Genomic DNA, 20,049 nt, shown 5'->3' on the forward strand with positions numbered 1-20,049 from the left:
GATTACTCCTCCTCTCCGGTCAGCGGGACGGCGGTCGTGTCCGCATGGCTGAAGCGGCGGCTGCCGATCCGGGTGATCCGCAGCCGTGTCGGGCAGTTGGGATCGGGGCAGGCGCACTCCGCGTCGGTGCTCATCCAGTCATTCGGATGGGTCCGGCGCTGCTTGGCCGCCAGAAGGGGCATCACCGCCGAGAGGGAGTAGATCGAGAACCCCTGCCCCTCCGGCAGGTGAAGCATCTCACCCCTGAGTTCGAAATAGTCGCCCTCTTCGCCGCAATAGATCTGCCCCGGACCGCTTCGCACGATTTCCACGCGAAGATCGAAGAGGTCGAAGGCATCGTCGGCAGTGGTTTCGTCGCTCATCGGGTGTCGGGCTCCGGTTGGACTGTTCGGACAACACGCTCGGCCATCCTGATATCATATCAAATATCAAACTACGGCATCTGTAAACGCCCAGCGCGAGCGAAGCGCAGAGCCGAGCGGTCCCGCCCGGGATATCACGTCAGGGGTCGCACGGGATGCGGCGCGGATGCTGAAATTCGCGCCGCCCGCAAAACGGACGGGCGCCTCAGATGAGAACGAAGGACAGTCCGAGGAAACAGAGCGCGGAGAGAAGCGCCGCCGCCGGGACCGTGATCAGCCATGCGGCGATGATCGTGAGGAAGTGAGACCGCCGCACCAGCTTGCGCCGCCGCCGCTCCTCCGTCGCGATGCGCCGGGCCGGCGGGCGCGCCTCGTTGATCTGCCGCGCCCGCCGTGCGGCGTGCCATTCACGGAAGAACCCGACCCCGAAGACGCCGCCGACGGCGATATGCGTGGAACTGACCGGCAGGCCCAGCCAGGACGCCGCGATGACCGTCACCGCCGCCGAGAGGGCGACGCAATAGGCCCGCATCGGATTGAGCTTGGTGATCTGGTTGCCGACCATGTCGATCAGTCGCGGCCCGAACAGGATCAGCCCGACCGAGATGCCGACCGCCCCGATCACCATGACCCAGATCGGGATCGCCACCTCGGCCGCCGCGCCGCCGGTCTGCTGCGCGTAGACGATGGCCGCGAGGGGGCCGACGGCATTGGCCACATCGTTCGCTCCGTGCGCGAACGACAGAAGAGCGGCGGACAGGATGAGCGGAACACGGAAGAGCACCTTCAGGGAGCGGTTCCGGTTCTCGAGCCCGCGCGCCTGCCGCCGCACCAGCGGAACGGAGACGGCACCGAAGACCACACCGGCGGCTCCGCCGATCAGGAGCGCAGTCTGCATGTCGATGGCGAAGACGCGCTTCAGCCCCTTGAGCGCCAGATACGCGGAGAAGGCGCCCGCCATCAGCCCGATCAGGACCGGCACCCAGCGGCGTGCGGCCTCGATCTTGTCGGGAACGTAGATCACCTTCCACTTCACGAAGGCGAGCATCGCCGCCGCGATGATCCCGCCGAGGACCGGGGAGATCACCCAGCTCGCGGCAATGGCGCCCATGGTGGACCAGCTCACGGCCGTCAGCCCCGCCGCGGCGATGCCTGCGCCCATCACACCGCCGACGACGGCATGGGTGGTGGAGACGGGCGCGCCGATCACCGTGGCGAGGTTCACCCAGAGCGCGGCGGCGAGAAGCGCGGCAAGCATCGCCGCGACGAAGATGCGTCCGTCCCCGAGCGAGGCCGGCGCGACGATACCCTTGGAGATCGTGTCCACCACGTCCCCGCCCGCGAGCAGCGCGCCTGCACTTTCGCATATCGCCGCGATCGCAATCGCCCCGGCCATGGAGAGCGCTCGGGCCCCCACCGCGGGCCCCATGTTGTTCGCGACGTCGTTGGCACCGATGTTGAGCGCCATGTAGGCACCGAACGCTGCGGCAACGACGACGAAAAGCCCCCCCGGCGTCGCCCCTACGATGAGCCCGGCCGCCAGCGCCGCCAGCGCCATGAACAGCAGCGACAGCCCCACGCCGACCAGCGGTCGCGCGGCATACATCGACGCGGCCTCCATCCGGGAAAGCCGGCCGAGGTCCCGGTCGAGCGTCTGCCACTCGTAGCTCGTGCCGCGCTCGCTCAAGAGGAGGGTCCGCCCGGTTCGATCTGGGAGGGGAACGCTGCGAGGATCGCCTTCAGCTCCGGCTCCGTCACCATGCGGGACGCCTGCTCGGGCAGAACCCAGCGCCGTTCGCGTTGTCCCTCCTCGGGGAACTCGTCCTCCAGGTGATCGACCTCGATGGCATAGACGTCCACTTCCGTGCGCATCGGCAATCCGCCGGGGAGAGTCTTGGAATAGCTGTAGCGGCCGATGCGGCGGCGCGTTCCGGGGAGCGCGCGCACGCCGGCCTCCTCCCAGGCTTCCTCCGCGGCCGTCTCCCCGCCGCCGAGCCCGGACTTGGGCCACCCCTTCGGCAGGATCCAGCGCCGCGTCTCGCGCGACGTGATCAGCAGGATCTCCCGTCCCGCTGCCCCCGGACGGTGACACAAGGCAGCCACCTGAAACTGCGCAGGACGCTTCAGGATCGGCGCAATGTAGTCGGTCCAGATCGTACGGAGCATGGGACACCTCGAGAACAGCCCAAGGCGGTTAACAGAAAAACTGCCGCAGGATCAACGTCGGGGTGATCCGGATCGGGAAATACGGGAGCCCGGCGACCGCCTTCGTCCGGGCCGCGGCCAGACCCGGGTGATCCCGATGGCGGGATGCTGGCGCCGCATTGCGCCGCCGTGGAGACCTGATCGGGGAAATGTGGTAGCGGAGGAGGGACTTGAACCCCCGACACGCGGATTATGATTCCGCTGCTCTAACCAACTGAGCTACTCCGCCCCAAGGCGAGGCGTGGGGTAGCGGCGCGGGCCGGAGGCGTCAAGGGCTTTGTCGGCCCCGCCTGCGCTTTACGCCGCCGGAGGGCCGGGCTACGTCCGCCCGGGACCGCCGCAGGGAGAGCCCGAGTTGCAGAATGCCGCGCCGCTGACCCGCGATCTCGTCCTCGTCGGAGGCGGCCATGCCCATGCGCTGGTGCTGCGCCGGTGGGGCATGGATCCCCTGCCGGGCGCACGGCTGACACTGATCGATCCCCTGCCCGTCACCGCCTATACCGGCATGCTCCCCGGGCATGTTGCGGGGCACTACACCCGGGATGACCTCGAGATCGACCTCGTCCGCCTCGCGCGGTTCGCCGGGGCAAGGCTGGTTCAAGCGCGCGCGACGGGCATCGACCGGGAGGCACGCACCGTGTTTCTCGAAGGCGGTCGGCAGCTGCGATACGACGTGGCCTCCCTCGATATCGGCGTGACGTCCGACATGCCGGGCCTGCCCGGCTTCGCGGAGCACGGTCACCCCGCCAAGCCGCTCGACCGCTTCGCGGCGGACTGGGCCGCGTTCCTGGCGCGGATCGAGGAGGGAAAGAGCGCCCCCTCTGTCGCCGTGATCGGCGGCGGGGTCGCGGGAGCGGAACTGGCGCTCGCAATGGCACACCGGCTGAGGGAGGACGGGCATGCCGCTCATGTGTCGCTTCTCGACACGGGCGAGCCGCCAACAGGCCTTTCCCCTCGGGCGAAAGCGGCGCTGACGGCGCGGATGAAAGACCTGCGCATCGAGCGCATCTCCGGCGCCCTGGTCACGAGGGTGACGGACGAAGGCGTCGTGCTGGAAGATGGGCGGGCCATCCCGGCCGCCTTCGTCGTCGGTGCAGCGGGGGCGAGGCCGCATGACTGGGTGTCCCATCTCGGCCTTCCGCACCAGGATGGATACCTGAGCGTGACGGAAACCCTGGCGAGCGAAGGCGATCCCTGCCTCTTCGCTGCGGGGGACTGCGCGCATTACGCCTTCGCACCGCGCCCGAAGGCCGGGGTCTATGCCGTGCGCGCGGCGCCGGTGCTCTACCGCAACCTGCGTGCCGCACTGGGCGCCGGGCGGGCCAGACCGTTCAGGCCGCAGAAAGGCTACCTCAAGATCGTCTCGGCCGGCGAAAAATATGCCGTGGCGGACAAGTGGACCCTGGCGATCCGGGGGCCCCTCGTCTGGCACTGGAAGGACAGGATCGACCGGCGCTTCATGAAGAAGCTGACGGACCTTGCCCCGATGCGCTCCGCGGCGCCCAAGGGAGAGGCCGCAGAGGGTGTGCGGGAGGCGATGTCCGGCCCGCCGCCCTGCGCGGGATGCGGCGCGAAGGTGGCGCGGGGCGATCTCGCGGCGGCGCTGGCGAAGGTCCCGTCCGCGGCGCGGGCAGACGTGCTGTCGGAGCCGGGGGACGATGCGGCGATCCTCGGCATCGGCGATGTGCGTCAGGTGGTGACGACCGATCACCTCCGCGCCATGACCGAGGACCCGGCGCTGATGGCGCGCATCGCCGCAATCCACGCGCTGGGGGATATCTGGGCCATGGGCGCCGCACCGCAGGCGGCACTCGCGACGATCATCCTGCCCCGCATGGCCCCGGCGCTCCAGCGAGACGCGCTGGCGGAGATCACGGAGGCCGCCGGAGCGATCTTTGCCGAAGAAGGCGCGGCCTTGGCCGGCGGACACACGACGCTCGGCTCCGAGCTCACGATCGGCTTCTCCATCACCGGGCTTTGCCACGGCGCGCCGGTCACGCTGGCAGGCGCCGAGGCCGGGGACGTGCTTCTCCTGACGAAGCCGGTGGGATCAGGGACGGTGATGGCCGGCGAGATGCGGCTCGAAGCCTCCGGGCGCGACGTGACCAAGACCTTGCAGATCATGGCCCGCTCGCAGGGAGAGGCCGCCCGACGCCTCGCGCCGGTCGCGCGGGCGATGACGGACGTGACGGGGTTCGGCCTTGCCGGGCACCTCCTCGGGATCTGCGACGCCTCCGGGGTCGGTGCCGAGCTCGATATCGGGGCGGTCCCACTGATGCCCGGAGCGGCGGAGCTTGCAGCAAGAGGAGTGCGCTCGACGCTCCACGCCTCGAACCTCGACTGGTCCGGCGGGCGGATCGACGCAAGGAAGGCGACGCTGGACTCGCCGGCCGCAGTGCTGCTGCACGATCCGCAGACCGCTGGCGGTCTACTCGCCGCCGTTCCCGAAGCGGAGGCCGAGGCGCTCGTCCGGGCGATCCCGGATGCGGTCCGGATCGGGCGCATCGTGGACGGCTCGCCTCGCATCACGCTGCTCTGACGGGATGTAGCCCGCGGCGCTTTCGCCTTCGCAGCCCGGCTGCCGAAAGACGGGGCGCCCCTACTCCGTCCAGCGGACGCCGGTCAGATCGTTCGCCTGTGTCGGGGCGTTTTCCCAGAGGCCCTCGATCCGGGCATCGGCGACGCCGGTCTTGGACAGCTGGAACAGGAAGCCGGCGACGTAATCTTCCGCGATCATGCGCTGCGCATCGGCAAGAAGCCCGGAGCGGGCCTCCGCGTCGGACGTGCCTTCGAGTTCCTCGATCAGGGCCTGGAAGTCGGGATTGTCGTACCCGAAGTAATAGTCGGGGCGGGCATAGATATCGATGTCCATCGGCTCGGTGTGGGAGACGATGGTCAGGTCGAAGTCATGACCATTGAAGACCTGCTCCAGCCACTGGGCCCATTCGAGATTGGTGATCTGCGTCTCGATCCCGACATCGCGGAGCTGGGACGCCAGGATCTCGCCGCCCCGACGCGCGTATGACGGCGGGGGGAGCATCAGGCGAAGGGACAGATCTTCAGCGCCGGCTTCGGCAAGGAGCGCGCGGGCGCGCTCGGGGTCATGGGCGGAGAGATCGGTGAGGTCGATATAGTCCGGATTGTGCGGCGCGAAGTGGCTGCCGATCGGAATGCCGAAGCCGGACATGGCGCCGTCCACGATCTCCTGCCGATCTATCGCGTGTGCAATCGCCTCACGCACGCGGGGATCGTCCAGCGGTGGGTTGCGGTGGTTCATCGCAAGGATCGTCTCGCCCTCGGTGGAGCCGACGATGACCTCGAACTGCGGATTCGCCTCGAACTGGAGAAGCGTTTCGGGCGCGGGGAAGTTCGGAAAGGCGTCCACCCCGCCGGACAGCATCGCGGCGAGCGCTGCATTGCTGTCGGGGATGAACCGGAAGGTGGCTTCGTCCAGTGCGGGCGCCTCGCCCCAGTAATCCGCGAAGGCCTTCAGCACCACGCGGTCGCCTTGCGTCCAGTCGGCGAGCTCGAAAGGTCCCGTTCCGACAGGGGCGGAGGCAAGGGTCCCGGCGCTTTCGGGCGCGACGATCACCGCGTCCCCCCAGGCCATCTTGAACGGAAACGCGCCGTCAGCCTGGCTCAGAGTGACCCGGACTGTGGCAGGATCCACTGCCTCGACCGTCTCGATACCGGCAAAAAGCTGGGGCTGGGCATTGCTGGAATCCTCCGCGCGGGCCCGGTCCAGCGTGAAGACGACATCCTCGGCGGTCATGTCCGTGCCGTCATGGAAGACCACGCCCTCCTGCAGATGGAAGGTGTAGACCGTTCCATCCTCGCTCACATCCCAGCTTTTCGCGAGGGCGGGCAGGATCTCGCCCGCGGAGCCGAACCGCGTCAGCCCCTCGAACACGTTCGCATAGACCACTTCGTCGATCGCCGCGGCGGCGCCGGATGTCGGATCGAGGTTGGGGGGCTCGAGAACCATGCCGACGCTGATATCCGTCTGCTGTGCCATGGCCGACGAGGCCGCGAGGGCAAGGGAAGCGGCGGCGAGCCTCAGGGTCTGCATTATCGCTGGTCTTTCTCGGATCGGGACCTGTCGGTTCGAAGTCATACAGTGAGTGACGTAGGGTTTCCCACCCCCCACCGAACGAAAATTCACTCCCTCGCCGTGGGGCGGATCGGTCACAGGTTGGCAATGTCGGTGTCTTGAGCGGGACCAACGGCTTCTTAACGCGTTGGAGAGATAATCGACGTTCCACACGCCCTGAGCCCATGACCCGACCTCGCATTATACTTGTCCTGCTCGTCTCCCTCTTCGCGACCGCGGCGGCCGCGCAAGACCCGCTGGAGCTTCCGCCCATGTCCCGCATGGTCGCCAACACGGGGGAGCCGCTTGGAAGCTACGAGGTCCCGATTTCCCAATGGCGTTCCGGCGCAATGGACACGCTGCGCGCCGAAGGGGCGGTGTCCCGGAAGGTCTGGCAGGTGGATGCCCCCGGGCGCACCACGATGGCGCTCATGGCCCCCCTCGTCAGCCAGCTTGAGGATGGCGGCTGGGACGTTCTTTTCCGCTGCGAGGCGAGGGCCTGTGGCGGCTTCGACTTCCGTTATGCGACCGAGGTGGCGCCGGAGCCGGACATGCATGTCGACCTCGGAGACTACCGGTTCCTCGCGGCAAGGAGGGGTGAGGCGCAGTACATGACCCTTCTGGTGAGCCGATCCGCCGGGCGCGGGTTCATCCAGATGACCACGGTCGCGCCCGAGGGAGAAAGCACGCCCCGGACGGTCGCATCCACGAAGTCCCCCCTGCCTTCCGGACCGGCTCCGGGCGCCGCCTCAGGCGCCGGAAACATGGTTCTCGCGGCGCCCCCCGCCGGAACCGAGGAAGACGTCGCCGCGTCCCTTGCCGGCGCGGGGCGTGCAGTTCTGGACGGTCTGACATTCGCAACGGGCTCGGCGGAACTCGGAGCCGGCGGGGAGGAGGCTCTGGACGCGCTCGCCACGTGGATGTCGGCCAATCCCGGCCGCGGGATCGTTCTCGTGGGCCATACCGATGCCGTAGGCGGGCTTTCGGGGAACGTCTCGCTGTCCGCTCGACGTGCCGAGGCGGTGCGCCAGCGCCTGATAGGCGGCTTCGGGATCGCCGCAAACCGGCTCAGGGCGGAGGGCGTCGGCTACCTTTCCCCGCTCACGAGCAACGACAGCGAAGCGGGGCGCCAGCTCAACAGGCGCGTGGAAGCCGTCGCGGAGGCCAGTGGCTGAAGGGGGCGAACCGAACGAGCTTCACCGGGAGAGATCGAAAAACACGGCGCAGGTTGCCCATGACGGGTCGGGGCTCTGCAAGCCGCGCGCCCGGAGGCGTCATGCTTCTGACCGGTTGTGCGGCCGGACCAATGGACGTCTCGCGATCCGGGCTGCGGCAGCCGCCTCCGCCTACCAGTCTTCATCCTTCCCTGCGAAGCTCTCGACGAGGAAGTCAATGAATGCCCGGACCTTGGGCTGGGTGAAGCGACCGGGCGGATAGGCGGCATGGATGCCGAGTGTCTCCTGCGGCAGATCGGGCATGGCATCCTCGACCGCCCCCTCCCGCATCGCATCGGCGTAGAGGAAGCTCGGCAGGTAGGCGATCCCGAGGCCGGAGATCGCGGCGTTCAGAAGCGACTGCCCGTCGTTGACGGTCAGCCAGCCGGCGGTCCGGATCTGGCGCTTCTCCCCGGACGGCGCGGTCAGCGTCCACATGTTGCCCGACGAATCGTTCGAGTAGTGCAAAAGCTTGTGCTCGTTCAGATCGTCGATCCGGTCCGGCCTGCCGAAGCTCTCCAGGTAGCTCGGCGCGGCCACCATGCGCATCGTCGTTTCGGCAACCTTCTGGACGCGCAATGCGCTGTCCTCCGTCTCGCCGATGCGCACGGCCATATCGAAACCTTCGGACACCAGTTCCACGTAGCGGTTGGTCAGAACCATGTTCACGGTGATGTCGGGATAGGCGCGCAGGAAGGACCCGAGGATCGGCGACAGGTGATTGACGCCAAAATCGGTCGCCACGGAGATCCGCAGAAGCCCGGAGGGGGCCGAGTGCATCGCGGTCACGATACTGTCCGCCTCCCCTGCGTCGTTCAGGACCCGCCGCGCGCGGTCGTAGTAGAGAAGCCCGATCTCGGTGGGGCTTACCCGGCGGGTTGTCCGATTGAGCAAACGCGCGCCGAGCCGCGTCTCCAGCGAGGAGACGTGCTTCGACACGGCAGACTTGCTGATCCCCATCTTCTTGGCCGCATCGGTGAAGCCGCCCTGGTCCACGACCGTGGCAAAGGCTTCCATCTCGGTCAGGCGGTCCATGCCAAGTGCTCCCCTCGCACGTCTGTTGCTTCCCTGATCGCGGCCAATTCCGGCGCGACTGCGGCAGTCGGCGGACAATATCGGGGAAACGCTATCTCCTGTATCCATGAAGGAAACGGCAGGCGGTCGCTTTTACTACTGGCGTTCGGGCGCTAGCTTGCAGGGCATGAAATGGACGATCCCCAATATCCTCACGACCCTGCGCTTGCTCGCGGCGCCCGGCGTGCCGGTCATGTTCCTGTTCTTTTACCGTCCGTGGGCGGATTGGCTGGCGCTGACCCTCTTCATCGGCGCGTCTCTGACGGACTGGCTGGACGGGTACCTTGCGCGCAAGTGGGGCCAGGTGTCCCGCTACGGCGCGATGCTGGATCCGATCGCGGACAAGGCGATGGTCATCATCGCGATCGTCGTCATCACGGGATATTCGGGAATGAATCCGTGGCTCATCCTGCCGGTGACGGTGATTCTCTTCCGCGAGGTCTTCGTCAGCGGCCTCAGGGAGTTCCTCGGCTCGAAGTCCGGGACGCTGAAGGTGACGGGCCTCGCGAAGTGGAAGACGACCGCGCAGATGGTGGCCATCGGCGTGATCTTTCTCGGCACCGGCCTGACCTATTCCGAGCATGGCAGCCCGACGGTGGGCCTCGCACGGGTCGGCGACGGCGCCGCGGGCTGGGCGACTTTCGTCGGGATCGTGCTGATGTGGGTCGCTGCGGTCCTGACGGCCATCACCGGCTGGGACTATTTCAACAAGGCGCGGCCCTACCTCAGGGACGAGTAACGCAATGGCCCTCGATGTTCTGTATTTCGCATGGGTCCGTGAGCGAATTGGGCTTCCGAAGGAGCGCATCGAGACCGGCGCGGGCGATGTTCGTGGCCTGATCGAGCAGCTCGTGGCAAGGGAGGAACGGTACGCCGCCGCCTTTGCAGACCTCTCCGCCATCCGCGTGGCCGTGGACCAGGAACTCTCGGAGCTGGATTCGCCCATCGCCGGCGCACGGGAAGTGGCGTTCTTCCCACCGATGACCGGGGGCTGACGCCAAGTGGCCGAGATCCGTGTCCAGAAGGCTCCGTTTGCCTACGGACAGGAAGCGGACCTTTTCGCCGAAGGCGCGGACGGGGCCGGCGCCATCGTCACCTTCGCCGGCATCGTTCGGCCGGATGGGGGCTTGAGCGCGATGGAGATCGAGCATTACCCCGGCATGACGGAACGCGCGCTCAGCGCGATTGCGGAGGAGGCGGAGACGCGCTGGCAGCTGTCAGGCGCCCTCGTCATTCACCGCTTCGGCCGACTGGCGCCCGGAGAGAAGATCATGATGGTCGCCACCGCCGCCGCCCACCGGAGGGCCGCGTTCGAAGCGGCGGACTTCCTCATGGATTATCTCAAGTCCCGCGCCCCCTTCTGGAAAAAGGAGCTGAGGCAGGAGGGGGCGGACTGGGTCGAGGCGAAGGCGTCAGACGAGGACGCTCTCTCGCGCTGGTAGCCCGTCAGCTCGCGCGCTGGCGGTCGATGTAATCGCGCAGTTCTTCGATCTCGCCCCGCGCCTCGCGCAGACCTTCCATCGCGGCGCGAAGCTCGGCATCCGACTGTGCAAGCTGACCGCTGAGTTCGGCTTCGCGCTGCTGCATGTAGGTGATGGCCTGGTCGCGGGTTTCCTCCGCCTCGTGGAGTTCCTGCGCCATCTTGTCGAGCTCGCCCATGTCCGACTGCGTGACGCGCGTGAGCCGGTGCACGAGCCACGACGCGAACCACCCCAGGATAAAGGCGATGAACAGGACCACTGCCGTGGTCGCGATGAATTCCGTCCTGTTCACTCGGTCTCTCCGGTTTCTTCCGCGGCATCGCCGCTTTCGCTTTCGCTGTCCGTCTCGGCATCCGCGTCGTCATCCGCCGGGCCGTCGTCGGCCTCCGCGTCACCGTCGGCTTCCTCGCCGGACGCTTCGCCCGCCATGCGGAACTCGATGCGGCGGTTGGCCTCCCGGCCCTCGGCGGTGTCATTATCGGCAATCGGCTGGGTTTCGCCATAGCCGGTGGAGGTGAGCATCGACGTCATGACCCGGCGGGAGATCAGCGCCTCACGCACCGAATCGGCGCGCGCCTGCGACAGATCGAGGTTCATCGTCTCGCGGCCCTGGCTGTCCGTATGGCCGGCGATCTCGATCTGGATCTCCACCTTGGAGCAGGCGCGCAAGGTCTCGGCGATCTGATCGAGCACCCGCACGGATGTGCCGGACACGTCGGTCGAACCCGGCTCGAAGGCGATCTTTTCCAACTCCTGCGCGGCCTGCACGCGGGCCAGGCATTCCTGCGGCGTCGGCAGCGCGGCGAGCGGATCGAGCGCCTCGCGGTAGGTCACGTCTATCTCGAAGCTCTGCCCCTCGCCCAGCTTTTCGGCAAGGAGGCGCGTGATCTCGGCGCGCGCATCCGGATTGCCGGTATTGCCGGTCAGCTGGACCGTTTCCGGGCGAACGACGAGCGAACCGTCGGCCAGTTCGTCGAGCGCCTGCAGACCGGCAAGGACGCGGATCGGCCATTCCTCGGGGAGGGTGTCGTCGAGCCGGGCGGCGAGGACGACCTCGTCCATCCCGAAGCGGGCATGGGCGAAGCTCTCGACCGTGGTGCGCACGACCTCGTTCGGCAAACGTCCGGCAAGGTCGACGGCGCCGTCCCGCTGGCGGGTGGCCGTGAACTCGACCGGGCCATCGTCCTCGGTCTTGATCTCGGGGCGCGGCAGGACGGGTTCGACGGAGAAGACATTCGGCAGGTTGTTCTCGAGTTCGCCCACGGACCGGTCGAACATGGACTGGGACGTCGTTTCCGTGCCGACGAAGGTCACGTCGGCATCCGAGAAGGTGACGGACCCGCCGCCGATATTCGCCACCGCCTCGATTCCCTGGACGACCGCATCGGCCCATTCCGGCGTCGGCACCCCGAGGCCGAGGGTGCACTGCACCTCCCCTTCGAGCCCGGCACGGGCGGCGGCTTCGAGAATGCGCGCGCGGGCCTCCTCGGTATCGGCGGAGCAGGCATCGAAGCGGGCGCCGCCGCGCTGGTCGATCAGGAAGCGCAGGGTAAACGGCGTGATCACGGGGCGCGGGGCGCTGATGTCGAGAACGACCTCCACCCCCTCCGGCGCAAGGCGGTTCAGCTCGTTCTCTAGGCGCCGCTTCTCAGCCCCGCTGGAACTGATCGCGGTGGCCGACACGCGGTTCGCGGAAATCGAGATCTTGGAGCGCGGCAGTCGCTCCAGGGCATCGAGGCCGAAGGACGAGGCGAGGAGCCACCCGTCGGGCACGGGATGGTCGGCGGTTTCCAGAAGGTCCACCACCTCGGCGCCGCCCGCGAGGGAGGCGACTTCCTGCGAGAGTGCTTCGCGGTCCAGGGAGGCCGGCACGAGGCCGATCATCGAGACCCCTTCGTCGTTTCGCAGGATCTCGATGGAGAAGCGCGGCGCTTCGATGGGCGCGCTCGCGGCGACGGACATGCCATCGATCACGCGGGAAGCATCGATCATCCGGCTTGCGACGGTCAGGGCGTTGAAGCGGTCGGCTTCCGTGGGGGCCGTTCCGCTCAGCTGCACCTGAAGACCATCGGTGCTCACCTCGGCCCAGTCGTGGCCCGACTCGGTCAATGCTTCGGCCACCATGTCGCCCGAACGCGACTCGATCACTCCCGCCGCCAGGACCGCCGACACCCAGGACAATGCTCCGGCGAGGAGAAAGGCGGCGGCAATCAGCACAAGGGAGCGGAATCGCATGGGGCTCTCGGACGTTGTGTCGGACTGACGCTGTTTAGGTCCCGCGGCCTCCATGAGCAACGAAACCCGCTGTCGCATGTGCTCTCGGTTGCTCACACAAGCGAGATGCTGCCGGAATCGCTAGCGGACGAGGACCGCCAGGATCAAGGCTGCGACCGGGATCAGGCCGGCATTCCGGTTCGATCGGAAGAGCATCAGGCATGTATCCCCGTCCTCGGGGCGGAAGCGCATGAGCTGCCACGCCATGTGCCACCCCATGCCCCAGGCGCCCCCGAGCGCAAGCACGATCGCCAGCGGGGAGGCGTCCGGCAGGGCGGCAAGGATCACCGCGGCGGACATGAGGACCACGGCCAGCGCGGCGAAGCCCCGGAGCCAGACCGGGCTGCGATCCCCGAAAAGCCGCGCGGTCGACTTCACTCCGATCAGCGCATCGTCCTCGGCATCCTGATGCGCATAGATCGTGTCGTAGAACAGCGTCCATGAGATGCCGGCGAGGTAGAGCAGCACGGGCGGCAGGGACAGGCTGCCGGTATGCGCCGCCCATGTCAGCAGCGCGCCCCAGTTGAACGCGAGGCCGAGGAACACCTGCGGCCACCACGTGAAGCGCTTGGCGAATGGATAGATCGCCACGAGAGCAAGGGAGAGAACGCCGAGGAGAATCGCGAGCGGCCCGAGCGTCAGCAAGATCAGGAGCCCGGCCAGCGCCTGAGCCACCATGAAGACGACGGCCTGTTTCACGCTGACCTGCCCCGAGGGGATAGGACGGGATCGGGTGCGGGCCACGCTGCCGTCGATATGCCGGTCAGTGATGTCGTTCCAGGTGCAGCCCGCGCCTCGCATCAGCACGGCGCCGAGGAAGGTGCCGCCGATGAGCCACAGATCGAACGGGCGGAACCCGGTGGCGAGTGCCGCCGTCAGCGTCCCCCACCAGCACGGAAGGAGAAGGAGCCACCAGCCGATCGGCCGGTCGACCCGCGCCATGCGCAGGTAGGGCCTCCAGGCCGCCGGGGCGCGGGTGTTGACCCAGTGGCCCTTGAGGCTGTCCGCCACATGTCCGGCGGTCTCTGGCGTCTCGGCGGTCTCTGGCGTCTCGGCGGTGTCGGTCATAGGGTCCGTTCCGTCTTTCAAAGGGCCGCCACCGCGAAAGGGGACGGGATGCCGAAGGTTCGCCTCTATCTAGACCGCCCGCTCGGGGCGGGACAAACCGTTCCCCTCGAAAAGCCGCAGGCGAACTACCTGTTCGCGGTGATGCGGATGAGCGCGGGGGCCGAGCTGCTCGTCTTCGACGGGCAGAGCGGGGAGTGGCTGGCGCGCGTCGCGGAGGCCAACAAGCGCGGCGGGTCGCTCCTGATCGAGACGCAGACGCGGCCTCTGAGGCGCCCGCCCGATCTCTGGCTCCTGTTCGCGCCGATCAAGAAGGCGCGGACCGATTTCATCGTCGAGAAGGCGACCGAGATGGGCGCCGCCCGAATCGTCCCCGTCCTGACCGACTTCACCGCCTCCGAGCGCGTGCGGACGGACCGGCTTCAGGCCCATGCCGTCGAGGCGGCGGAGCAGTGCGGCGGAACGTTCGTCCCCGAGGTGGCCGAGCCGGTGCGCCTGTCCGATCTGCTGGCGGACTGGCCGGCGGAGCGGCGCCTCATGTTCTGCGACGAGACCCTGGCGGAGGGCGGCAGCGGCGCATTGCCGGACGCGGAGCGCGGCGCTCCCTGGGCCATCGTGATCGGGCCGGAGGGCGGGTTCTCGGAGGCGGAGCGCGCGCGACTGGCCGGTTTGGGCAGCGCTTTCCCCGTTCGCCTCGGTCCCCGCATCCTGAGGGCCGACACCGCCGCCGTCGCCGCCCTGACCCTCTGGCAAAGCACGCTCGGGGACTGGGCATGACGCTCCTTTCCGAAGAGACCGGCCGGGGAGCCATCGCGGACATCCCCGCCCGTGCCGCGCCCGGCATCGTGCGGATCGGCATCGTCCGGCCCCTGATCTTGCTGAAGGGTGCCCCATGCCCCGCCTGATCCGCCCCGACATCAAGAGGGCCCTCATCCGATACCGCGAGCTGATCGCCCTCGCGGGGGTCGCTCTCTTCGGCCTGTGGCTCGTCTGGCTCGGGGGATACATCCTTGCCCCGCTCGGCGTCGTCGCCATCGCCGCGGCGGGCGCCCTCGCCGTTGCGGCATGGCGGCGGCTGAGGTTCCGCCCGGAGGTCTCGGCACAGGGCGTGGTGGAGGTCGTGGAGGGCCGCGTCTCCTATTACGGGCCGAATGCGGGCGCATCCATCGACCTGTCGGACATCGCCGAGGTGCAGGCGCTGATGGTTCAGGGGATGCGGTGCTGGCGCATCAGGCAGACGGACGGACAGGCGCTCCTCGTTCCGCTCGGCGCGGCGGGGGCTGAATCGCTCTACGATGCCCTCATCGCGCTGCCCGGCATGGATGCGCGGCGGCTCTCCCGGGTGCCGGACGAGCCGCTTGCCGAGCGCGTTGTGCTGTGGCGCAGGTCCGTCCATGCCTTGACGAACCGGATCGGGCGGGACACCTAGGACCTTAGCCATCGCGACGACCCGGGAGCTGCGCGTCATGTCCATACCACAATCCGGGGGCGGACCGATCGAGTCCTTCGACCAGCTCGCGTCCTATCTTGAATCAGGGTGCAAGCCGAAGGACGACTGGCGCATCGGCACCGAGCACGAGAAGTTCGGCTATTGCCGGGACAATCACCTGCCCCTGCCCTACGAGGGCGACCGCTCCATCCGCGCCATGCTGGAGGGCCTGCGGGACCGCTTCGGCTGGTCCCCGGTCGAGGAGGCCGGAAAGCTCATCGGGCTGGAGAAGGACGGGGCCAACGTCTCGCTCGAGCCGGGCGGACAGTTCGAGCTGTCCGGCGCGCCGCTCCGCACCATCCACGAGACCTGCGACGAGGTGAACGATCACCTGGCGCAGGTGAAGAGCGTGGCTGACGAGATCGGCATCGGCTTCATCGGCCTCGGCGCCGCGCCCGAGTGGGCGCACGAGCAGATGCACATGATGCCCAAGGGCCGCTACAAGCTGATGACCCGCTACATGGGCGAGGTCGGCACGCACGGCACCCAGATGATGTACCGGACCTGCACGGTTCAGGTGAATCTCGACTTCGCCTCCGAAGCCGACATGGTCCGCAAGATGCGCGTCGGCCTCGCGCTTCAGCCGGTCGCCACCGCGCTCTTCGCCAATTCGCCGTTCTTCGACGGCAAGCCGAACGGGCACAAGAGCTGGCGGAGCCGCATCTGGCGGGACCTCGACCCCGCGCGGACGGGAATGCTGCCCTTCGCCTTCGACGAAGGCTTCGGGTTCGAGGCCTATGCGGATTACGCGCTCGATGTGCCGATGTACTTCGTCTATCGCGACGGACAGTATATCGACGCGCTCGGCCAGTCCTTCCGCGATTTCCTGAAGGGCGAGCTGCCGGCGCTGCCGGGCGAGAAGCCGACCCTGTCGGACTGGGCCGACCATCTGACGACGCTCTTCCCCGAGGTCCGCCTCAAGAAGTTCATCGAGATGCGCGGGGCCGATGGCGGCCCGTGGCGGCGGCTCTGCGCGCTGCCCGCATTCTGGGTCGGCCTGCTCTACGATCAGGGCGCTCTCGATGCGGCCTGGGATCTAGTGAAGGACCTGGACGAGGAGACGCGGCAGGCCCTCCGCATCGCGGCGTCGGTCGACGGCCTCCAGGGCGAGGCGAACGGCGTCAAGCTGCACGATCTGGCGCGCGCCGCCGTGGATATCGCCGAAGGGGGCCTGCGCGCCCGCGGCAGGACCGGCTCGGGCGGGCTCATTCCCGACGAAACGCATTTCCTCAATGCCCTGCGTGAAAGCGTCGAGACGGGCCGCACGCCGGCGGACGAGCTCCTTGCGGAATACGAGGGCCCCTGGGACGGCGATCTGTCCCGCATCTACGCCGAGCACAGCTATTGAGGGCGCCGCCTCCCGCACGCCGGTAGTCGGCGGCGGGCGGCGGCACTCTCCCCGGCCCTACCGACGGAGGCGCTTGACGAGGGCGGACGTGTCCCAGCGGCCGCCCCCCATTGCCTGCACGTCGCCGTAGAACTGGTCCACCAGGGCGGTGACGGGCAGTGCGGCGCCCAGCTCGCGCGCCGTGTCGAGGCAGATCCCGAGATCCTTGCGCATCCAGTTCACCGCGAAGCCGTGATCGAAGTCGTCCGCGAGCATCGTCTTGTGCCGGTTCACCATCTGCCACGACCCCGCCGCGCCCTGGCTGATCACCTCGACCAGGGCTTCCCCGTCGAGCCCGGCCTTCTCGGCGAAGGCGATGGCTTCGGAGAGGCCCTGCACCAGCCCCGCGATCGCGATCTGATTGCACATCTTGGCCATCTGTCCGGCGCCGACCTCACCGAGACGCCGGCAGATCTTCGCATAGGGCGCGACGACCGGCTCGGCGCGGTCGAAATCGGCCTGGCTGCCGCCGCACATGATCGACAGGACCCCGTTCTCCGCTCCCGCCTGACCGCCCGAAACCGGCGCATCGACATAGCCGATCCCGGCCTCGGCCGCGTTGGCCGCAAGCTCTCGCGTCACGCGCGCACTGACGGTGGTGTGGTCGACGAAGAGGCTGCCCGTCTTCATGCCCGCGAAGGCGCCATCCGGACCGGTGCACAGCTCGGTCAGGTCGTCGTCGTTGCCGACGCAGGCGAAGACGATATCCGCACCCTCGGCCGCCTCGCGCGGGGTCGGCGCGCTCTTGCCGCCGTGCTTTTCGACCCACGCGTCCGCCTTCGAGGCAGTGCGGTTGTAGACGGTCACATCCGCGCCGCCCGCGGCCAGATGCCCGGCCATCGGAGCGCCCATCACGCCGAGGCCGAGGAAGGCGAGGCGCGGTGTGTCGGAAGGTTGGCTCATTCTGGTCTCCTGAGATTATTCGATTGTGCCGGGCCGAGGGGTCGGCCCATCGTTCGCCCGGCGTTCCGCGTCACCCGGCCTTGGTGCCGGCCTCGCCCAGCTTCGCCGGTTTCGGCCCGCCCGTCGCCCAGTCCAGCAACTCCACCGTATGGACCACCGGCACGTCCGTTCCGCGCCCGATCTGCATCATGCACCCGATGTTCCCGGAGGCGATCACATCCGGCCTCAGCGCCTCGATGGTGCCGACCTTGCGCTTCCTCAGCTCGTCGCTGATCTCGGGCTGGAGGAGGTTGTAGGTCCCGGCGGAGCCGCAGCAGAGATGGCTGTCCGCCGGTTCCATGACCTCGAACCCCGCCGCCGACAGGAGCGACTTCGGCGCTGTCTTGATCCGCTGCCCGTGCTGCAGCGAGCAGGCAGCATGGTAGGCCACGCGCAGGCCGTCATGCGAACCGCCGGTGACGTGTCCCCACGGACGATCCACGGGCGCGGCGTCCGTCCCGGCCACGCCGTCCTTCGCGGCATCGGGCGCAGCGACGCTCGCCTCCGCCATCAGCTCTTCGAGAAGTTCCGACACGTCCCGCGCCTTGCCGCCGACAGCGGCCGCCTCGGCTTCCATCGGGTGGCCGTCGAACAGATGACCCCAATCCTTGATGGTGGTCCCGCATCCGGACGTGTTCACCACGAAGGCGTCGATCTCCCCCGCCGCCCGGACTGCGCGGATCATACCGACGGCCATTTCCCGCGCCTGGTCGGTGCGGCCCATGTGCTGGACGAGTGCGCCGCAGCAGCCCAGTCCCTCGGGGATGACCACCTCGCAGCCAAGGCGTGTCAGAAGACGGATCGTCGCGGCGTTGATGTCACTGTCCAAGGCCTTCTGTGCGCAGCCCGTCATCAGCGCGACGCGGCGCACCGGCCGCCCTCTTGCAAGATGGGTGCCGGGATCGTCGTGCCGCGCAGGCGCGGCGATGCGTTTCGGGACCATGTCCAGCATCGCGCGGAGGCGCCTGTCCGGCATCAGGGAGCCGAAGGGCGCGCCCAGCTTCGCCGCGACAAGCGCCATACGGAAGCGCCGCGGATAGGGCAGGATCCGGGCGAGGAGCGACCGCAGCGCCCTGTCCCGCCACCCGCGACGATGGCGCGTCTCGACGTGGTCCCGCGCGTGTTCGAGCAGATGCATGTAATCGACGCCGGAGGGGCAGGTCGTCATGCAGGCGAAGCAGCCGAGGCAACGGTCGAGATGGGTGACGGTCTCCGGATCCGGGTCCCGGTCGTTCTCCAGCATGTCCTTGATGAGGTAGATCCGGCCACGCGGGGAATCCAGCTCGTTCCCCAGGACCTGGTAGGACGGGCAGGTCGCCGTGCAGAATCCGCAATGGACGCAGGCGCGGAGGATCCGGTTCGACTGCGCCGTGGCGGGATCCCGGAGCTGGTCCGGTGTGAAACTGGTCTGCATCCTGTCAGGTCCCGAACAATCCGCGCGGATCGAACCGCATCTTAAGCTCCTCGGTCAGCCGTGCCACGGCGGGGCTCCCGGGCAGCGTATCGGGCCGGCCGAGGCGCACGGCCTGCACATCCGGCAGCCTCCCGCGCAGATCGGTTCCCGGCTCCATGGCAAGGACGAGGCGCGCGCCGCCGAGATCCATCAGGCTCCGCGCAGGTCCGGCGCGGCCCAGAAGGGCGGGGGCTTCGGACGGGCGGCAGCGTACCAGCCAGAGATCGCCCTCCCCCAGCCCCTCAAGATCGCGAATGCCCTGCCAGGGGTCCTCCTCCGCTATCTCCCATGCGCCCCCGAGCTGCTCGCGGAGGCGGTTCAGGCGATAGGTCACGGACGCATGGAACCCCTCGATCCTCAGCCACGTCGCGCCATCCGCCGTCCGCGCGGCTCCCGTCACCTCGAAAGGCGTTCCGAGCGCGGCCGACATCGATGCGACGGCTTCCTGCGGGGACAGCCCGCGGGCGACGAGGCTCGCGGACGCTTCGGGAATCGGCAGGACCTTCAGGGCCACTTCGACGATCGCCCCGAGCCGCCCCCGCGATCCGCACAGGAGGCGGGCGAGGTCGAGACCGGTCACGTTCTTCATCACGCGCCCGCCCGATTTCACCACCCGCCCTGTCCCGTCCACGAAACGAAGGCCGAGAAGATGATCCCGCGGCGTGGCGCCGGCAACGGCTCGCGGACCTGAGAGGTTTGCCGCGACCAGCCCCCCGACGGTCGGCTCGCCGTCTGTGCCAAGCGCGCCGCGCCAATCGGGCGGCTCGAAGGCGAGGCGCTGGTTCTCCGCGGCAAGCGCGGCCTCGATCTCGGCAAGGGGCGTTCCGGCGCGTGCGATGAGCGTCAGGGCGGCCGGAACGTAGTCGACGATCCCCGTCAGGCGCGAGAGGGACAGGGATTGGCCCTCGGGCGCCATGCCCCGCGTGCCGCCACCGGTGAGGGAAAGCGGCCTGGACGCGGCGCGGATCGCCTCGGCCAGCTCGGCCTCCTCCGCGGGAGCCAGTGCCACCTGT

The 20,049-nt window shown here is 68.4% G+C and carries 20 protein-coding genes and 1 tRNA gene; 9 read left to right on the forward strand and 12 right to left on the reverse strand.

The window, feature by feature from the left end:
- Positions 1-2 precede the first annotated feature (2 nt).
- The 4 genes from DQG15_RS14015 to DQG15_RS14030 all read right to left on the reverse strand — a co-directional run bounded on the left by DQG15_RS14015 (position 3) and on the right by DQG15_RS14030 (position 2,796).
- A complete protein-coding gene (locus DQG15_RS14015; protein WP_116086162.1) occupies positions 3-362 on the reverse strand; it encodes a TIGR04076 family protein in 360 nt (119 codons plus the stop codon).
- 205 nt (positions 363-567) lie between these two features.
- Positions 568-2,049 carry an inorganic phosphate transporter gene (locus DQG15_RS14020; RefSeq protein ID WP_116086163.1) on the reverse strand — a complete coding sequence of 494 codons (1,482 nt, stop codon included), beginning with the start codon at positions 2,047-2,049 and terminating at the stop codon, positions 568-570.
- Complete coding sequence (locus tag DQG15_RS14025) at positions 2,046-2,528, reverse strand: NUDIX hydrolase (protein ID WP_116086164.1); 483 nt, start codon at positions 2,526-2,528, stop codon at positions 2,046-2,048. The genes DQG15_RS14020 and DQG15_RS14025 overlap by 4 nt, the downstream gene beginning before the upstream one ends.
- A gap of 191 nt (positions 2,529-2,719) precedes the next feature.
- Positions 2,720-2,796: transfer RNA gene (locus DQG15_RS14030), tRNA-Met, on the reverse strand.
- 126 nt (positions 2,797-2,922) lie between these two features.
- Here DQG15_RS14030 and selD point away from each other — a divergent pair.
- Complete coding sequence (gene selD / locus DQG15_RS14035) at positions 2,923-5,106, forward strand: selenide, water dikinase SelD (protein WP_116086165.1); 2,184 nt, start codon at positions 2,923-2,925, stop codon at positions 5,104-5,106.
- Positions 5,107-5,166: 60 nt separating this feature from the next.
- Here the strand turns inward: selD and DQG15_RS14040 are convergent, their stop codons facing one another.
- Complete coding sequence (locus DQG15_RS14040; protein ID WP_116086166.1) at positions 5,167-6,636, reverse strand: ABC transporter substrate-binding protein; 1,470 nt, start codon at positions 6,634-6,636, stop codon at positions 5,167-5,169.
- Positions 6,637-6,842: 206 nt separating this feature from the next.
- On the opposite strand from DQG15_RS14040, the gene DQG15_RS14045 reads away from it, so the two are divergent.
- Positions 6,843-7,832, forward strand: coding sequence for an OmpA family protein (locus tag DQG15_RS14045; protein ID WP_116086167.1), 990 nt, complete (start codon positions 6,843-6,845; stop codon positions 7,830-7,832).
- A gap of 171 nt (positions 7,833-8,003) precedes the next feature.
- On the opposite strand, the gene DQG15_RS14050 is transcribed toward DQG15_RS14045, so the two are convergent.
- Complete coding sequence (locus tag DQG15_RS14050; RefSeq protein WP_116086168.1) at positions 8,004-8,906, reverse strand: LysR family transcriptional regulator; 903 nt, start codon at positions 8,904-8,906, stop codon at positions 8,004-8,006.
- A gap of 166 nt (positions 8,907-9,072) precedes the next feature.
- On the opposite strand from DQG15_RS14050, the gene pgsA reads away from it, so the two are divergent.
- The 3 genes from pgsA to DQG15_RS14065 are packed head-to-tail and all read left to right on the forward strand — an operon-like array spanning position 9,073 to position 10,387.
- Positions 9,073-9,684, forward strand: coding sequence for a CDP-diacylglycerol--glycerol-3-phosphate 3-phosphatidyltransferase (pgsA, locus tag DQG15_RS14055; protein ID WP_116086169.1), 612 nt, complete (start codon positions 9,073-9,075; stop codon positions 9,682-9,684).
- A gap of 4 nt (positions 9,685-9,688) precedes the next feature.
- Positions 9,689-9,940 (forward strand): molybdopterin converting factor subunit 1, encoded by a 252-nt coding sequence (moaD, locus tag DQG15_RS14060; protein WP_116086170.1) that lies wholly within the window; start codon positions 9,689-9,691, stop codon positions 9,938-9,940.
- Between the two features lie 6 nt (positions 9,941-9,946).
- The gene (locus DQG15_RS14065; protein WP_116086171.1) at positions 9,947-10,387 is read left to right on the forward strand and encodes a molybdenum cofactor biosynthesis protein MoaE; all 441 of its coding nucleotides are present in this window, start codon (positions 9,947-9,949) and stop codon (positions 10,385-10,387) included.
- A 4-nt stretch (positions 10,388-10,391) separates the two neighbouring features.
- On the opposite strand, the gene DQG15_RS14070 is transcribed toward DQG15_RS14065, so the two are convergent.
- The 3 genes from DQG15_RS14070 to ubiA form a co-directional block, all read right to left on the reverse strand.
- Entirely contained in the window at positions 10,392-10,718 is a 327-nt protein-coding gene (locus tag DQG15_RS14070) for a hypothetical protein (RefSeq protein ID WP_116086172.1), read from the reverse strand.
- Positions 10,715-12,661: an OmpA family protein gene (locus DQG15_RS14075; RefSeq protein ID WP_116086173.1), complete on the reverse strand. Its 1,947-nt coding sequence runs from the start codon at positions 12,659-12,661 to the stop codon at positions 10,715-10,717. The genes DQG15_RS14070 and DQG15_RS14075 overlap by 4 nt, the downstream gene beginning before the upstream one ends.
- A gap of 120 nt (positions 12,662-12,781) precedes the next feature.
- The gene (ubiA, locus tag DQG15_RS14080; RefSeq protein ID WP_116086175.1) at positions 12,782-13,768 is read right to left on the reverse strand and encodes a 4-hydroxybenzoate octaprenyltransferase; all 987 of its coding nucleotides are present in this window, start codon (positions 13,766-13,768) and stop codon (positions 12,782-12,784) included.
- A gap of 48 nt (positions 13,769-13,816) precedes the next feature.
- Between ubiA and DQG15_RS14085 the strand changes: the two genes are divergently transcribed.
- The 4 genes from DQG15_RS14085 to DQG15_RS14095 are packed head-to-tail and all read left to right on the forward strand — an operon-like array spanning position 13,817 to position 16,602.
- On the forward strand, positions 13,817-14,542 hold the full coding sequence (locus DQG15_RS14085) for a 16S rRNA (uracil(1498)-N(3))-methyltransferase (protein ID WP_116086386.1): 726 nt from the start codon (positions 13,817-13,819) through the stop codon (positions 14,540-14,542).
- Entirely contained in the window at positions 14,539-14,670 is a 132-nt protein-coding gene (locus tag DQG15_RS18745; protein ID WP_255415142.1) for a hypothetical protein, read from the forward strand. Before DQG15_RS14085 ends, DQG15_RS18745 begins: the two co-directional genes overlap by 4 nt.
- Entirely contained in the window at positions 14,658-15,194 is a 537-nt protein-coding gene (locus DQG15_RS14090) for a hypothetical protein (RefSeq protein ID WP_116086177.1), read from the forward strand. Before DQG15_RS18745 ends, DQG15_RS14090 begins: the two co-directional genes overlap by 13 nt.
- A 37-nt stretch (positions 15,195-15,231) precedes the next feature.
- On the forward strand, positions 15,232-16,602 hold the full coding sequence (locus DQG15_RS14095) for a glutamate--cysteine ligase (protein WP_116086179.1): 1,371 nt from the start codon (positions 15,232-15,234) through the stop codon (positions 16,600-16,602).
- 57 nt (positions 16,603-16,659) lie between these two features.
- Here the strand turns inward: DQG15_RS14095 and DQG15_RS14100 are convergent, their stop codons facing one another.
- From DQG15_RS14100 to DQG15_RS14110, 3 genes are all read right to left on the reverse strand, one after another.
- Positions 16,660-17,544 (reverse strand): NAD(P)-dependent oxidoreductase, encoded by an 885-nt coding sequence (locus tag DQG15_RS14100; RefSeq protein ID WP_116086181.1) that lies wholly within the window; start codon positions 17,542-17,544, stop codon positions 16,660-16,662.
- A 70-nt stretch (positions 17,545-17,614) separates the two neighbouring features.
- Positions 17,615-18,997, reverse strand: coding sequence for a glycolate oxidase subunit GlcF (gene glcF / locus DQG15_RS14105; RefSeq protein ID WP_116086183.1), 1,383 nt, complete (start codon positions 18,995-18,997; stop codon positions 17,615-17,617).
- A gap of 4 nt (positions 18,998-19,001) precedes the next feature.
- Entirely contained in the window at positions 19,002-20,039 is a 1,038-nt protein-coding gene (locus DQG15_RS14110; RefSeq protein ID WP_232830865.1) for an FAD-binding protein, read from the reverse strand.
- Positions 20,040-20,049 lie beyond the last annotated feature (10 nt).

Origin of the sequence: Tropicimonas sp. IMCC34011 (assembly GCF_003390865.1) — a bacterium.
In the GTDB taxonomy this organism is placed as follows: Bacteria; Pseudomonadota; Alphaproteobacteria; order Rhodobacterales; family Rhodobacteraceae; genus Tropicimonas_B.

Coding starts and splice junctions, on each gene's coding strand:
- DQG15_RS14015 (WP_116086162.1), bottom strand. CDS start 362: ATGAGCGACGAAACCACTGCCGACGATGCCTTCGACCTCTTCGATCTT.
- DQG15_RS14025 (WP_116086164.1), bottom strand. CDS start 2,528: ATGCTCCGTACGATCTGGACCGACTACATTGCGCCGATCCTGAAGCGT.
- DQG15_RS14040 (WP_116086166.1), bottom strand. CDS start 6,636: ATGCAGACCCTGAGGCTCGCCGCCGCTTCCCTTGCCCTCGCGGCCTCG.
- DQG15_RS14045 (WP_116086167.1), top strand. CDS start 6,843: ATGACCCGACCTCGCATTATACTTGTCCTGCTCGTCTCCCTCTTCGCG.
- DQG15_RS14050 (WP_116086168.1), bottom strand. CDS start 8,906: ATGGACCGCCTGACCGAGATGGAAGCCTTTGCCACGGTCGTGGACCAG.
- pgsA (WP_116086169.1), top strand. CDS start 9,073: ATGAAATGGACGATCCCCAATATCCTCACGACCCTGCGCTTGCTCGCG.
- moaD (WP_116086170.1), top strand. CDS start 9,689: ATGGCCCTCGATGTTCTGTATTTCGCATGGGTCCGTGAGCGAATTGGG.
- DQG15_RS14075 (WP_116086173.1), bottom strand. CDS start 12,661: ATGCGATTCCGCTCCCTTGTGCTGATTGCCGCCGCCTTTCTCCTCGCC.
- ubiA (WP_116086175.1), bottom strand. CDS start 13,768: ATGACCGACACCGCCGAGACGCCAGAGACCGCCGAGACGCCAGAGACC.
- DQG15_RS14085 (WP_116086386.1), top strand. CDS start 13,817: ATGCCGAAGGTTCGCCTCTATCTAGACCGCCCGCTCGGGGCGGGACAA.
- DQG15_RS18745 (WP_255415142.1), top strand. CDS start 14,539: ATGACGCTCCTTTCCGAAGAGACCGGCCGGGGAGCCATCGCGGACATC.
- DQG15_RS14090 (WP_116086177.1), top strand. CDS start 14,658: ATGCCCCGCCTGATCCGCCCCGACATCAAGAGGGCCCTCATCCGATAC.
- DQG15_RS14095 (WP_116086179.1), top strand. CDS start 15,232: ATGTCCATACCACAATCCGGGGGCGGACCGATCGAGTCCTTCGACCAG.
- DQG15_RS14100 (WP_116086181.1), bottom strand. CDS start 17,544: ATGAGCCAACCTTCCGACACACCGCGCCTCGCCTTCCTCGGCCTCGGC.
- glcF (WP_116086183.1), bottom strand. CDS start 18,997: ATGCAGACCAGTTTCACACCGGACCAGCTCCGGGATCCCGCCACGGCG.